This window comes from Wolbachia endosymbiont of Muscidifurax uniraptor (assembly GCF_054149795.1).
This window is the reverse complement of the sequence record NZ_CP083727.1, coordinates 1108080-1122528: the sequence shown is the minus strand read 5'-3', so window position 1 is coordinate 1122528 and position 14449 is coordinate 1108080. Positions and strand designations below refer to the sequence as shown.

The following is a 14449-nucleotide window of genomic DNA, read 5'->3' as shown; positions in this document are numbered from 1 at the left end:
TCTTGTGAATTTTACAAAGTAGGTTGTTCATGGTTTCCAGAAAACCCTTGGACGTTGCTATTTTCAAGTGACTTTGAAGGCTGATTACAATAGTATATGATCGCAGCAGCAACCAGACAACAAGCTCCAACCACTATTCCCACCGCTAACATTTCTAAGTGAACTGCAATAGCTACTCCTAAAGCAACTCCAGCCACTGCCAGTACAGAGGCAGTTACAATAGGCAGTTTGCTCCTCTTTTCACTTCGTGAACTTGGTTGTATATTATTGTTCTGGATGTCATTTTCTTGATCTGAAACTAGTATTTTAGTACTGCCACTTTCAGAAGCTATGCTACTAGAGTTACCGTTGGTTGTTAAAAATTCTGGTTGTGTACTTTGTTGATTACCATTACTTTCGAGTTCTGAAGAAGCCTCACTATTACTTGCACCTATGTGTTTAATAATGCCAGTTATTTCACTTACAGGCTGAGGAACTTGCTCATCAACACTAGAAGAACAAGCTTGATCAATGTTTTGATCATCAGGGCTCTCGCTTGATAGGTTATTCTCTATAACCTTTGCAAACGCTCTTACTTTCAATGTAGGAGCATGCCTTTCTGCAAAATTTTCAAAATCTACGAAGTTAATTAGAGTGATTCCTCCATTTCCTAACTCTTTTCTAAAGTCATCTTTGTGAACTTTAAAAAAGTTTTCTATACCAGCAAATATCATTGCTTGAAAATCACGCCTATAATGCGTTGATAAAGCATCAATTAGCGGCTCATGATTGTGCAGAAAAATTTCTTTTTTTATTTCGTTAGCTTTATTAATTAGAGTATAAGCATATTCTGGATATTGCCTTTGTAAGCTTTTTTGGTTATCAAACTTACTGCATATATCTTCATTTTTTTCCCATATACTTACTAATGTACTAGTGTCACTTTCCTTCAAAAAGTCATGTAGTAACTTATCTTCCTCCTCAAGTTTTTCGTATTCACCTAGGCACCTATTCCAATATTCTGACATTTCCCTTGTAAAATTAGAATTATGTTGTACTAGATATTCTGGCTTTTGTGCATTGGAACCTTGTAACTTAATTTCATGTGCTATCAGAAACTCCGCTGCACTTTTGTGTTTCTTTTCAACAGCCAAATGCAAAGGAGTTTTGCCATCTGCGTTTTGTAAATTAACATCAGCCTCTGCTGCTAATAGAGCATTCACTGTATCTGTATGGCCATTCACAGCAGCCCAATGTAAAGGAGTCCATCCATTTTCACCCTTCACATTAACACTAGCCTTACTTGCTATTAGAACTTCTACTATCTCTTTATGGGCATTTTTAGTAGCCCAATGTAAAGGAGTTTTGCCACGCGCGTTTTGTAAATTAACATCAGCCTCTGCTGCTAATAGAGCATTCACTGCATCTGTATGGCCATTTTCAGCAGCCAAATGTAAAGGAGTATCGTAAAGCCAACAATCTCTCACATCAACATCAGCCCCTGCTGCTAATAGAGCATTTATTGCATCTGTATAACCATTTTCAGCAGCCCAATGTAAAGGAGTCCATCCATTTTCACTCTTCGTATTAACACTAGCTTTACTTGCTATTAGAACTTCTACTATCTTTTTATGGTCATTTGCAATAACCCAATGTAAAAGAGCCCATCCATAATTCCATAAACCATCACTCGTATTAATATTAAATTCTTCTGCCTCCAATAGAGCATTTACTGCTTTTGTATGGCCATTTTTAATAGCCAAACGTAAAGGAGTTTCTCCATTATCATCTATTGCATCAATATCAGCCCCTTTTGCTAATAAAGCATTTATTGCACCCGTATGGCCTGTTTCAGCAGCCCTATGCAAAGAAGTTTGTTCCTTCTTACTTTTTGCATTAATATTAACCCCCGCCCCCGCTTTTATTAGAGCATTTACTACCTCCTTGTGACCAATTTTGGCAGCCCAATATAAAGGGGTCAGTCCATTCATATCTTTCGTATTAACATCAGCTCCATTTGATATCAGAGCTTCTACTACCTTTTTGCAGCCATCCCTAGTAGCCAAATATAACAATGTAAGTTTAAAAGAGGCAAGACCTGTATATAAGGTGAATTTATAATTTATGTTAAATCTATCATTTTTCCAATCCTGGAATGTACTTAAATCTATCCTCTGTAACCTCTCTTTTATCTTTTCGATTATGTTACTCTGATTTAAATCACCATCAGCATTTACTGCACTTAATATTTTTATCCACTGTTCATATTTCATAACTTTTCTCTACTAAACACTATACAAGCGTTTTATCCAGTACTTCAGCAACTGTCAATTTTGCTAACAAATCACGTAAAAATTTGTAGAAAACACTGGACTCCGTAGCATTACAAAAAATCCAATTATTTTCTTGCATTACTCTCTGTCATTCTGTTGCTCCTTTCTTGTCATCCCGCCGCGAACCGTCATACTGCCGCGGTATCTTAGCATAGATCCCGCTAACAAGCAGCGGGATGACGAGCTTATCGTCACGCCGCCGCGAACCGTCATACCGCGATTCATTCTCGGTATCTCTAGATCCCGCTAACAAGTAGCGGGATGACGGTTGTCAGGCTAGCTGTCATCCCAGTGCCCAGACACTGGGATCCAGGATTTTGATTAGCACTAAGTTGGTGAGCATATAAGTGTTATGTTAAAATATAACGTTTTTACGGAAAGTCTGGATCCCAGTGGGCTTTGTTGCATCGCTCTTCGGATAGTAGGTAACGTACAATAAATTCATGAAGCTATCTCAAACTTAGCCATGCCTATTTCAGTAAATTTGTTAAGCAAATAACACTTGAGTAGCAGTTCCTTCTCACGATTAATTTCAGATTTGCTCCTAAAACTAAACCCAAATATTCGCTTCAACCTTGAGAAAAATCCTTCAATATACGATCTTTTTCCGTAATTTACTTCTTCTTTCCATCTTTTTATACCATTCTCACCATGTAATTTCATTAACTGAATAGCGGCATTTCTATCAAGCATATAATCCAATTTTGGATGCTCTGCTGCGTTGTTTTTCGGAGGAATTTTCGTTTTTATACCATATTGATTACACAGCTTATAGAGCTTTTCTCTGTCATATGCCCTATCTGCATATAGTACTTTTATGACATACTGAAAATCGACTTCTTTTAGCAAATCACAAGCTCCATAGTGATCAGAGTAGACACCGTTACTGTATTTTACAGCTATGGCTTTTTTGCTGTTTGTATTCAACATTACATGCAATTTTCTTGTCTGTTCATAGCTGCGATACTTTCTATCTTCGCTATTTTCTTTGCTATGACCAGGAGTGTTGTTGTATATACTAATTCCTGTACTGTCTATAGCAATTTCGATATCTTCCATATTATTTTCTGCAATCATTGATCTTAATATTGAGTTTCTTAAACCTTCTTGATGATTGTGAATAGCTGATAACTTGCAAATTTTTCCCAATTTGCTCAAGGTATCCTGCTATAAACCCAACTGTTTGCCTCAGGCCTATTCTAAATAAACAAGTTATTATGTGCACCAAAATTACAACTTTATCGCTATAAATATTGTTGCCACCTGGTATTTTTGGACCATTCTCGTACCACTTTTCTATGGCTTCGTTGGTATAATGAAAAATATTTCCTCTTTTTTCTAGAAATTTGTTATATTCGCTATGGTTACTGACCCTCATTTTTTGTGGCATATTTTTTCTTTCAAGGTTAAATGGCTATTTTATAATGAATTTTGTCAGTAGCCACCAGATTTTTCAGTTGCTATGCAACAAAGCCCACTGGGATCCAGAAATTTTAATTGTAAGTAAGCATACTGGGTTGATAAGTATAAAAGTAGCTAGAAAATAAACATTTTTGATGAGATTATATGGAAAACTGGATGCCAGTGTCAAGCACTGGCATGACACCCTTCACGGACTTTTAAATTACTTTAGCTATAAATATTAAGAAATTTACCAAATGAAAAAAAAGGCAAAAGAAGCCCTGGGGTTATTATCCGCTTTAAAATATTGGCGTTTTTTATGTTTTAAACGCTTGACAAGCGAGATTCAGCCGCTTTTAATTGCAACTAACTTACGCTGCAAATGTTTAAGAAATTTACTAAGCAGAAAAAAAGACAAAGAACCCCCGAGTTAGCTAGTCTTTTACTATCTCTGTCGAGTATTGGCATTTTTTGATGTCTTGTAACGCTTTATAAGCGCGTTCAGCTTATTTAGATAAAAACCTAGATGTAGATGAAGCTTTGTAAAGACATACAGTATCTATATACTGCAGAAAATTGAACATAAGACGCCGATACATTAAGTAATCCTTACCTTTCAATCTGCAGATTGGCGAAAGCAAATACAATAGCTTCAGTTTCATGATAAGGGGGCTGGTGAGGTTTGTCAAGGAAGTTTTTTCGTTTCTATGTTGTCAGCTACTTGGATGACGCCAATCTGAGTTAACTACACCAACTCACATTCAGCAAAAAAGAAAGCTATCTCCTTACGAGCATTTTCTAGACTATCCGAGCCGTGGACTCTATTTTCACTAATATCATCAGCAAAATCACCCCTGATTGTGCCTTTATCTGCCTGCTTTGGATTGGTAGCTCCCATGATTTGTCTGTATTTACTTACTGCATTTTCACCAACTAAAACTTGAACTACCACAGAACTAGAGGTCATAAACTCTACTAATTCCCCAAAAAAAGGCCTATCTTTATGAATTTCATAAAACAGCTCTGCTTGTTTTTTTGTTAGTAACATCATTTTTTGTGCTGTGATTTTCAGCCCAGATTGTTCGATGTAGGAATTTATATTGCCTGTAATATTATTTTTTACTGCATCAGGTTTTAAGATTGAAAGTGTCTTCTCAATTGCCATATTATTTCCTTATATAGAATAGTACATTTATAGATTTATTTTATTACAAATTTTAATTTCATAGAAGTGATTTTTTATCTATAATTAAGGACAAATCATCAAGGAGGTATTGTATGGGTAAATGTTGTAAAAATAACACTACTAAACAAGCTGAATCTACTACTAAAAAATTAGTAAGTAACTTTAAGTCATCGCTTTTGTGTGGAACAAAAGGGTTTTTGACTTTTAGTCTGGCATTTTTAAGTTATTTGGAATATAGTTCACATCATAATACAAAATTAAAAGAAGGTGCTGCCTTTGCAATGAAAAGAAACACTATTCCATTTCTTGAAATGACAATCATAGCACCGCTTGTTTGTTTTGCACTGCCAGCTATGCTAGGCAGTATGAGCCTCATGCAATGCGCACTTTTATGTGCTGCCTTAATGATTGCCACATGTTTTATTGTCAGAACTTTTCATCTGCGTGAGAAGTTAATGGAAAAAATCACTAACCATAGTAGAAAAGAAATAGACGCGGAATTTAAGAAAGATACTATAAAATTTCCTATTTTTGATCAAAATAGAAAACACATCGAGTATAATTCGCCCAATTCAGGGCAACCACTGAATGAAACGAGTAGCACCTCTCTTTTCGTTAAAGTTTTACTTTTCCCTCTAAAGGTTCTTTTGAAGGTCCTGCAAAGTTGTATAATGCTATCTTTAGCTGCTGTTGAACTTCTTGAAACCGTGCCAAGTTTTTGTGTTGATCTGTTTTTTGATAGAAGTTTTGAATCCACACAGAGTAACATGCAGAGATTTGGCCACTTATTGTATGCAAATGTGAGAAATTTAGTGCCTATAACTAAATTTGATGAGTGTGTAGCTAATTTTATAGGTACCCCGAAAGTAACTTGTTGTAGTAGTGCGTAGGTGAAAAAGGCAGTTATCTTATTTAATCTTGGCGGGCCTGATTCACTAAATGCGGTCCGTCCTTTTTTATTCAACCTTTTTTATGACAGGAGAATAATCAATCTACCGAATCCCTTTCGGTTTCTTTTAGCAAAGTTTATATCTGCGAAACGAGAAAATACTGCACGAAAAATATACGAGGAAATTGGAGGTAAATCGCCAATTCTAGAGAATACAAAAATGCAAGCTAATGCTTTAGAACTAAAATTAAACGAAAATAGAAACCATGTACACAAGGTATTCATCTGCATGCGCTATTGGCGTCCATTTGCTAACGAAGTTATTGAAAGTGTAAAACAGTTTGATCCTGATGAAGTGATTCTGCTGCCACTGTATCCACAATATTCAACTACCACAACTCTGTCATCCATCGAGAATTGGCAAAAAAATGCTAAACGGTATGGCCTAAAATGCAATACAAAAATGATTTACCGTTATTATGATAACCAAGATTTTATTGAAGATCACGCTAATCTGATAGCTAAGTACTATAAATTGGCTAGCAAAATCGGTAAACCAAGAGTCCTATTTTCAGCCCATAGCTTACCTCTTAGTATTATTAAAAAAGGCGACCCTTACGCTTCACAGGTAGAAAGAAGCGTAGAGTTAATAGTAGAAAAGTTAGCTATTAATAACTTAGATTGGTCAATATGTTATCAGAGTAAGATTGGTCCTGTAAACTGGCTAGAGCCAAGCACTGAAAGTGAGCTATTACGCGCAAAAATTGATGGTGTACCTGTAGTTCTATCACCTATATCTTTTGTTTCTGAGCATTCAGAAACTCTAGTTGAACTTGATATAGAATATAAAGCAATTATCAAGGATGGATATTACTTTCGCGTGCCAACTCTCAGTGCCGATTCTTTGTTTATTAAATGCTTGGCTGATTTATGCATAAATCTCCCTTAAAGCCCTGATTTATAGTGCTTTTCTTTTAGGATTTTATGTGATAGAATAACAGAAAGTTATTATTTTATTAACTATTTCATGCCAAGCAAGCTAAAAGAAAAATCAAATACGGTTGCACAAAAGGTACATGATGCTTATAATCATGATATCAGGAAGGCAATCTGCATCACAACAGGTTTAACAGCCCTATTGTGTAAGATTTCACTGCAATTTTGCTGCGAGTTCATTGACAATAATAGATCCAATATCTTTCTTATACGGAATGTTGCTCGACTAGTAAAGTTTCCGACATCTATTCTATACATTGCCCATTCTGCATTTACTCTACAGGATCTAATTAAGGATTACAGAAACCCTGAGAGTAAAAAAGAGCCGGCAAAAATTGTGGGTAAATCGGCTAATCTTGCAAGCAGCATCATAGAAGCATTGATGATGTTGAAAGTCATCCATTTTTTTACTAGGAGTAATGCAGACGTAATAAGTCACATTCACTTAACATCAACGATCCTATTTCTGTTTATTTCGGAACCTATAAGCTACTATTATTCATGGAGAAAATACCTAGATAATAAGGATCCTGAAAAGTCTGCTAAGTGTAAGAAGGACCTTATTATCAGCACATTAACTTTGTCATTAGGTTTGTTAAACTTCATATTAAAAAGAATGGAGACTGCAACCATACCAATAAACTTAGGTAATGGTATAATCTATAATTTCAACTTAAGCGTAACAGTTAGCATAATATATAGTGCAGTATTTCTGGCAGTTCAGCTTGACAAATTGTTTCAACAACCTGTCAATGATGATCCTTCCACTGAACTTGATAGTGCTGGCCATAACCATATTCAGCACGGTAATGATGGTAATGATCTGCCCGATGGTAACGCTGTGGGAATGTAAGGGTTAGAGGTGAAAAGATTTTATTTCTACTGCCAACGCTAGTACTGCTAATTTGCTAACAATACTCCAAAGTGACAGAATTTTACCTTCCACAACCTGGCTAACATCATGAAACTCACAGTCAGTGGCATTCAAGCTAGAATATACATCTTTTCTGCTATTACATCGGTATAAGTAACATGTTGGAGTATCTCCTATATAGTATATTAGCGGTTCTGCAGAACTGCTTTTAAACATGTCAATGGTTGGTACACCTTCTTGTATAATAACGCTATTGATTGCTATTCCTTCTTTTATCTTTTTCATTTTATGACGCTTTTTTTTATTGAGGTTTAATATTTCCTCTCCACTTGTTGCTGTTATAATGCCCATCCCATATGTGCCATTGCTTGCTTTGATAAAAACGTAAGGTTGTGTTTTTATTTCATATTCCTCATATTTTTTTTGCACTAGAGATAATATTTGGTCAACTTTAGTTGCTACTGCTCCTAGTGACAAATCATCATCAAAATCAACTCCATCACAGCTCTCTGTAAGCACAGAAATTAGCCATGGGTCTATTTTAAATTCGCCACAAAACTCAGATGCTAATTCTTGATAGATTTCAAAATACTTAAATTTCTGCCTGCTATGCCAACCGTATAGTGGGCTTGGTACTATATCTTGCTTTACGTCTTTCAGCGTGTCTGGAATGTGGCTCGTCATATCACGGTTCAGTATAATAACATCAGGCACAAATCCTGAAGTTGTCTTTAGCAGAGAGTTTTCTTTCACAACAGTTTCATACTGTTCTATTAAATTGTATACTTCATTATGTAAAAGGCCAATTCTAGCTTCAAAACCTGCGAGTTGCAGTACTTTCTCTATAACAAATACGTTTTCTATATACATTTTATTGCGTGTATAATTTTCCGGTATTATAAGAACCTTTTTGTATTGATGTCTTTTAAAGTAGCTTTCTATCAATCTTGCTGCCATTGTTCTTGATTCTTCACTTAAGTTATTGAATCCTGCAGGAAATAAATTAGCGTCCACTGGGGCAATTTTGTAGCTGGAGTTTCTAAGATCTATAGAGCTATAAAATGGCGATGTAAGGCCATTAAATTTTGCTTCGAACCAATTATTTATACTTTTTTCCAAATCTGGGTGAATTATGTTTTGCATCTGCACTTTAAATGTTATAAGGAAGGTATTATGTTATAAGCTATAGTTGAACATATTTAGTAAATTTGACTAAAGATTAAAGTATAATGAGATTCTTATTTAAAGTGATAGAAAAATGATTCAACACGATAACAATAAAATGTATGGCACTACTATACTGTCAATTAGAAAAGATAAAAGTGTAGTAGTAATAGGTGACGGACAAGTTTCACTGGGCCACACTGTTATAAAATCTGGAGCAAAAAAAGTTAGGCGTCTTTCTGGTGATTCCGTAATTGCTGGATTTGCCGGGGCAACAGCCGACGCATTTACTCTTTTTGAAAGATTAGAATCTAAACTTGACAAGCACCCAGGGCAATTAGTGAGAGCATGTGTTGAACTTGCAAAAGACTGGAGAATGGATAAATATCTGAGGAAATTAGAAGCTATGATGATCGTTGCGGATAAATCTATTTCATTAGTAATTACGGGAACAGGTGATGTTCTTGAACCTGAAGATGGAATCGCAGCTATTGGCTCTGGGGGAAATTTTGCTCTATCTGCAGCAAGAGCTTTAATTGACATTAAAGGAATATCAATAGAGGAAATTGCGAAAAAGGCTATGAAGATAGCTGCTGACATATGTGTTTATACAAATCATAATGTGATTATTGAAAAAATAGAGGAGTGATATGTCTTCCAAGCAAAAAACTTTATGCACCAATTTTTCCAATCAGCCTATAACCCTTTCAGAAGGACGGTCTTGTAGTAGTGACACCTACGATGAAAAAAATGACCTCTATAAAGATACTAAGAGTGGTTTTGATTCAAATGACAGCGATGTTCAAGTTAATGACAGTACTCAAGTTTTGTTAGATGACCTGCCACCACAGAAGATAGTTAAAGAATTGGACAGATTCATAATCGGACAGGATGATGCAAAGCGTGCTGTTGCTATTGCGCTCAGAAATCGTTGGCGTCGCAATCAGGTTCCATTTCCATTGCGTGATGAAATCATACCTAAGAATATATTGATGATCGGTCATACAGGGGTTGGTAAAACTGAAATAGCTCGCCGCTTAGCAAAACTTGCCGGTGCACCGTTTATAAAAATTGAGGCAACGAAGTTTACTGAAATAGGATACGTTGGACGTGACGTTGATTCGATAATACGTGATTTAGTTGATGCAGCAATAGTTTTAGTTAAAGAGAAAGCCCGTAAAGCCTTAGCTAAAAAGGCTTTAATTTTAGCTGAGAAAACAATAGTAAACTCTATGGTAGGCGAAGATGCAACCGAAGAGAGTAAAAAAATTTTTAGAGAAAGGTTGAGGAATAAAGAGTTTGAGGACGGAGAAGTTTCTATTAACGTCAGAGAGAGCAAGAGTATGTTACCTACTTTCGATATACCAGGCATGCCAGGTGGGCAAGTTGGTGTGATGAATGTAACAGAAATAATGGGCAAGATGTTTAACGGGAGCAAAAAAACAAAAACTATTACGGTGAAGGTAAAAGAAGCGCGTGAAATATTAATTAATGAAGAAAGTGAAAGGCTAATGGATGAAGATAAGATAATCAAAGAAGCCATTGATCTTGTTAGTAATGACGGTATAGTATTTTTGGATGAAATAGACAAAATTGCAGCGCGTACAGAAGTAAAAGGTGAAGTAAACAGAGAAGGAGTGCAACGCGATCTGTTACCATTACTTGAAGGAACAACTGTTACAACTAAGTATGGCCATGTAAAAACAGACTATATATTATTTATTGCATCTGGTGCTTTTCATCAGTCTAAACCATCTGACCTCTTACCGGAATTGCAGGGCAGATTACCGATCAGGGTAGAACTTAAGGCACTTACTCAAGAAGATTTAATAAGAATATTAAAGGAACCAGAATCTAGTTTGTTAAAGCAGTACATAGCTTTAATGAAAACAGAAAATGTGACACTTGAGTTCACTGATGATGGTATAAAAACCATAGCTGAAATAGCGTTTACAGTTAATAGGCAAGTGGAAAATATAGGCGCAAGAAGGCTTCACACTGTTATGGAGAAGCTTTTAGATGAGATAAGTTTCATTGCTTCTGAGAAAAATAGCGAAAAATTCATTATAGACAGCAAGTATGTAAAAGATAAACTTGAGTCAATTTCGAAGCAGCCTGATTTATCTAAGTTTATACTTTAGGAAAAACGAAAAGCCTACTTTAAGTAGTATAGAAAGTGTTCAGAAGGTCAGCCAGTAGACCTAAAATTTCAGCTATATTCTTTAGGCTGTTTTTCAACAGTAGAATGGTGTGCTGCGACCTCTTGCTTAACATCTAAGCTTAAGTCAATTATTGAGATATTTTCTTCATCATAATCTATGTCTTTTATTAACATATCGTCAGTAATAGTCAAAAGGTCAGGCGGAGAAAGAATAGTTCTTTTATTACCAGCTCTCATTCCCACAACTCCAAGCTCTATAGCAAGTGGTATTTTTTTATCGCCAACCCTAAATTGCACTGTTTGATCTTTGGCTATATATTCTCCATTATGCTCCTTTACGCTATATTTAACCGATATCTCATCACCGCACCTTACTTGTTTTCCAGTCTTGTTAATTAAGTCATTAAAAACCATCAGATTATTTACTGAGTCGGGATATTTATCCTTTACTTCGATCAGTTTGACGTAATAAGAATTAAAATTCATTTTGTTATCATTGGCAATAGTAACTACACGCTCTCCGCCTTCTTTCATACCTATTACCCCTAAACTCACTTCTTTTAGGTTATCTTGACCTATTTTCAAAGTAACATCAGAAACTTTGCTAGGGAGTGTTGCTAAGTTATTATTAGAAATTTTATATATTTGCAGTAGGACTTCCAGGCCGCAGAAAGCCTTGCTGCCACTGCCTTCAGTAATTTCATAAAAATTTATCGAATCTTCTTCTTTTTGCTGCGTCATTTCTTCTAAATATTCTGTTAGCCCATGCTTTTCAATATAGCGGTCAAGTGCTGATTCAAGTATTGGCTTCACTAGGTAATGTGCTATCGTCTGTATCAAACCACCATGCGTGGCACTTATCTCATAAAGCTTGTCCTTTTTTTCCGGTTTACCTTTGTTTATATAGACAATAGTAAACACAAAAGCAGAAGTTAAAGTGAGAATCATTACTATGGAAATAAGCATTTGTAATATAATTTTTCTAACCATCTTTCTTTACTTGATTCAATAAATCATATAAATAATTAGTATCCCCTGAAAGCGCACTCAAATTATCCAAGCCTTGTTTAAAGAGGCCGTCTATATAGTTCTCTACTTCACTTTTACCAAGCACAGACATAAGATTATTTGTTTTATCTTGTTCGTAGTCTTCAATATCATCCTTAGCTTGAAAGATAAGCCCTAGATTTATTCCATAGTTATATAACGCTTTACGTTGCTTGTCTATAGCATTTCCTATTATAGCGCCTATTTCACATGAAGCTGCAAATAGTTTTGCGGTTTTCATCAAATGAATTTCTTTTATTTTGTTAAAATCTGCACCAATATCTAAAGCCTGTCCTCCCACCATTCCCCTAATTCCTATTGCCTGAGAAAGAACTTTTATGATCTCACAGCGTTTCTCATTTAACGAAGATAATACCTCAAAAGCCAGAGTAAGTAGTGCATCTCCGGCAAGCACTGCTGTTGCTTCATCAAATTTTTTATGGCAGCTTAGCTGGCTTCTGCGAGTATCACTGTTGTCCATGCACGGTAAATCATCGTGAATTAGAGAGTAAGCATGAACAAATTCAATTGCTGCAGCAACTGATATTACTTTTTTAGCTTCCGCGTTAAACACTCGCGATGAAGCTACGACTAAAAAGGAGCGTATATGTTTTGCAGGAGCAAGGAGTATATAACGCATAGCTGATATAAGCTTATTCTCGCTATTTTCGGGTAAGAGTCTATTTACTTCTACAATAAGCAAATTTTTTGTTGTTTCGTCTAGCATTTTTGAATTGTTAATTGTTTAGCACGTAACGCTAGCCAGCTAGGGCAGTAGAAAACTTTACTGTAGTTTACCAGTTATAAAAGATATTGCAAACATAAAAATTTTTTATAACATCAAAGAATAGGTTATTTTTTTGGTAAGAAATGTGAATAGCGAACTAGCAAAGAGCACTAGAGAAGACATAGAAGAAAAAGTAAAAAAGATTATACTAGAGCACATTAGTAAGGATGTAGAGAAATTCAACAGCTCTTCAAAGCTTTCGGAGCATGGTACAGACAGTTTAGATGCAGTTGAAATCATCATGGCGGCAGAAGAAGAGTTCGGAATAGAAATTCCAGATGAAGACGCACAAAAAATGGAAACTATGGAGCAAATAGTTGAGTACATTAATAATAAAAAAGGCTAATAGTTAGTGTTAAATGAGCAGAAGAGTAGTAGTCACTGGTGTTGGTTTAATCACTCCACTAGCGGCAGATGTTGACAACACTTGGTCAAGGCTAATAAAAAGTGAGTCTGGCATAAAAGCAATCAATACGGATAGATTTGACTCTTCTGATCTTGCTTGCAAAATTGCAGGGCAGGTGCCGTTGCAATCAGACAACATTGAGCACCATTTCAATCCACTAGATTATATTTCTGAGAAAGACTCAAAAAGGACAGATCGTTTTATTCATTACGGTATTGCAGCAGCTATTCAGGCAGTAGATGATTCATTAATTTTGGAAAGCCAAAATATCAATCGGGAACGCGTTGGTGTAACTATTGGCTCTGGTATAGGTGGTCTTCCGTCAATTCAGGAAAATGTAATTACCATGCAGGAAAAAGGGCCCAGACGTGTCAGTCCATTTTTTGTCCCTGCAAGTCTAATAAATTTGATATCTGGCCATATTTCTATTAAATACGAATTTACAGGTCCAAACGATTCAGCAGTAACCGCATGTGCAACAGGTGCGCATGCAATCATAAACTCAGCAAGAACTATAAAACTTGGTGAAGCGGATGTTATGATTGCAGGTGGAGCAGAAAGTGCACTGTGTAGAGTTGGAATTGCAGGTTTTGCATCTATGAAGGCGTTATCAACTAAATTCAATGATAAACCCAAAGAAGCTTCAAGACCATGGGATGCAGAACGCGATGGTTTTGTTATGGGTGAAGGAGCAGGTATATTGGTGTTGGAAGAATACGAACATGCAAAAAAAAGGGGGGCAAAAATACATGCTGAACTGGTTGGGTACGGACTCACAGGAGATGCGCACCACATTACAGCACCACATCCAGAAGGAAGAGGCGCATTTAAGGCAATGCAGCTTGCTTTAAAGAGCGCACAAATTAATCCCAATCAAGTAGGGTATATCAATGCACATGGAACTTCAACGCCACTTGGAGATAAAATTGAAGTAATAGCAATGAAACAGTTATTCGGTGACTACGTTTATAAAATACCTGTTTCTTCAACTAAATCTTCTATAGGACATTTACTTGGTGCTGCAGGGAGCGTTGAAGCAATATTCAGTATTCTTGCGTTAAATAATGGAGTTATTCCGCCAACCTTAAATTTACACAAGCCTTCAGAAGGATGTGATTTAAATTTTGTACCGTTTAAAGCTCAGGAGCATAAAATTCAATATGCACTTTCTAATTCGTTTGGTTTTGGTGGCACTAATGCATCGCTCATATTTGGACAAGTTTAGT

Annotated in this window: 12 protein-coding genes and 1 pseudogene; 7 read left to right on the top strand and 6 right to left on the bottom strand. The window is 35.9% G+C overall.

The genetic code is table 11. From position 1 onward, the window contains the following. Positions 1 to 11: 11 nt before the first annotated feature. The 3 genes and pseudogenes from LA754_RS05785 to ndk form a co-directional block, all read right to left on the bottom strand. Positions 12 to 2252, bottom strand: a complete 2241-nt coding sequence (locus tag LA754_RS05785; RefSeq protein WP_077188610.1) for an ankyrin repeat domain-containing protein — start codon at positions 2250 to 2252, stop codon at positions 12 to 14. Positions 2253 to 2753: 501 nt separating this feature from the next. Next, positions 2754 to 3702, bottom strand: a pseudogene (locus LA754_RS05780) (IS5 family transposase). 756 nt (positions 3703 to 4458) lie between these two features. Further along, positions 4459 to 4878 carry a nucleoside-diphosphate kinase gene (ndk, locus tag LA754_RS05775; protein ID WP_006279846.1) on the bottom strand — a complete coding sequence of 140 codons (420 nt, stop codon included), beginning with the start codon at positions 4876 to 4878 and terminating at the stop codon, positions 4459 to 4461. Between the two features lie 113 nt (positions 4879 to 4991). On the opposite strand from ndk, the gene LA754_RS05770 reads away from it, so the two are divergent. From LA754_RS05770 to LA754_RS05760, 3 genes are all read left to right on the top strand, one after another. Next, complete coding sequence (locus LA754_RS05770) at positions 4992 to 5789, top strand: hypothetical protein (protein WP_006279845.1); 798 nt, start codon at positions 4992 to 4994, stop codon at positions 5787 to 5789. Beyond that, complete coding sequence (gene hemH / locus LA754_RS05765) at positions 5790 to 6737, top strand: ferrochelatase (protein ID WP_006279844.1); 948 nt, start codon at positions 5790 to 5792, stop codon at positions 6735 to 6737. A 78-nt stretch (positions 6738 to 6815) separates the two neighbouring features. Further along, positions 6816 to 7637 carry a hypothetical protein gene (locus LA754_RS05760; protein ID WP_006279842.1) on the top strand — a complete coding sequence of 274 codons (822 nt, stop codon included), beginning with the start codon at positions 6816 to 6818 and terminating at the stop codon, positions 7635 to 7637. Between the two features lie 3 nt (positions 7638 to 7640). Here the strand turns inward: LA754_RS05760 and gshA are convergent, their stop codons facing one another. Then, positions 7641 to 8801 carry a glutamate--cysteine ligase gene (gene gshA, locus LA754_RS05755; protein ID WP_006279841.1) on the bottom strand — a complete coding sequence of 387 codons (1161 nt, stop codon included), beginning with the start codon at positions 8799 to 8801 and terminating at the stop codon, positions 7641 to 7643. 115 nt (positions 8802 to 8916) lie between these two features. On the opposite strand from gshA, the gene hslV reads away from it, so the two are divergent. After that, positions 8917 to 9471 carry an ATP-dependent protease subunit HslV gene (gene hslV, locus LA754_RS05750; RefSeq protein ID WP_006279840.1) on the top strand — a complete coding sequence of 185 codons (555 nt, stop codon included), beginning with the start codon at positions 8917 to 8919 and terminating at the stop codon, positions 9469 to 9471. Between the two features lies 1 nt (position 9472). Then, complete coding sequence (hslU, locus tag LA754_RS05745) at positions 9473 to 10963, top strand: ATP-dependent protease ATPase subunit HslU (protein ID WP_006279839.1); 1491 nt, start codon at positions 9473 to 9475, stop codon at positions 10961 to 10963. Positions 10964 to 11031: 68 nt separating this feature from the next. Here hslU and LA754_RS05740 read toward each other — a convergent pair whose 3' ends face one another. Next, a complete protein-coding gene (locus LA754_RS05740; RefSeq protein WP_006279838.1) occupies positions 11032 to 11973 on the bottom strand; it encodes an FKBP-type peptidyl-prolyl cis-trans isomerase in 942 nt (313 codons plus the stop codon). Next, positions 11966 to 12757, bottom strand: a complete 792-nt coding sequence (locus LA754_RS05735; protein ID WP_006279837.1) for a polyprenyl synthetase family protein — start codon at positions 12755 to 12757, stop codon at positions 11966 to 11968. Before LA754_RS05735 ends, LA754_RS05740 begins: the two co-directional genes overlap by 8 nt. A gap of 145 nt (positions 12758 to 12902) precedes the next feature. On the opposite strand from LA754_RS05735, the gene acpP reads away from it, so the two are divergent. After that, positions 12903 to 13163, top strand: coding sequence for an acyl carrier protein (acpP, locus tag LA754_RS05730; protein WP_006279836.1), 261 nt, complete (start codon positions 12903 to 12905; stop codon positions 13161 to 13163). Between the two features lie 13 nt (positions 13164 to 13176). Continuing rightward, complete coding sequence (gene fabF / locus LA754_RS05725) at positions 13177 to 14448, top strand: beta-ketoacyl-ACP synthase II (protein ID WP_006279835.1); 1272 nt, start codon at positions 13177 to 13179, stop codon at positions 14446 to 14448. The last annotated feature ends 1 nt before the right edge of the window (position 14449 follow it).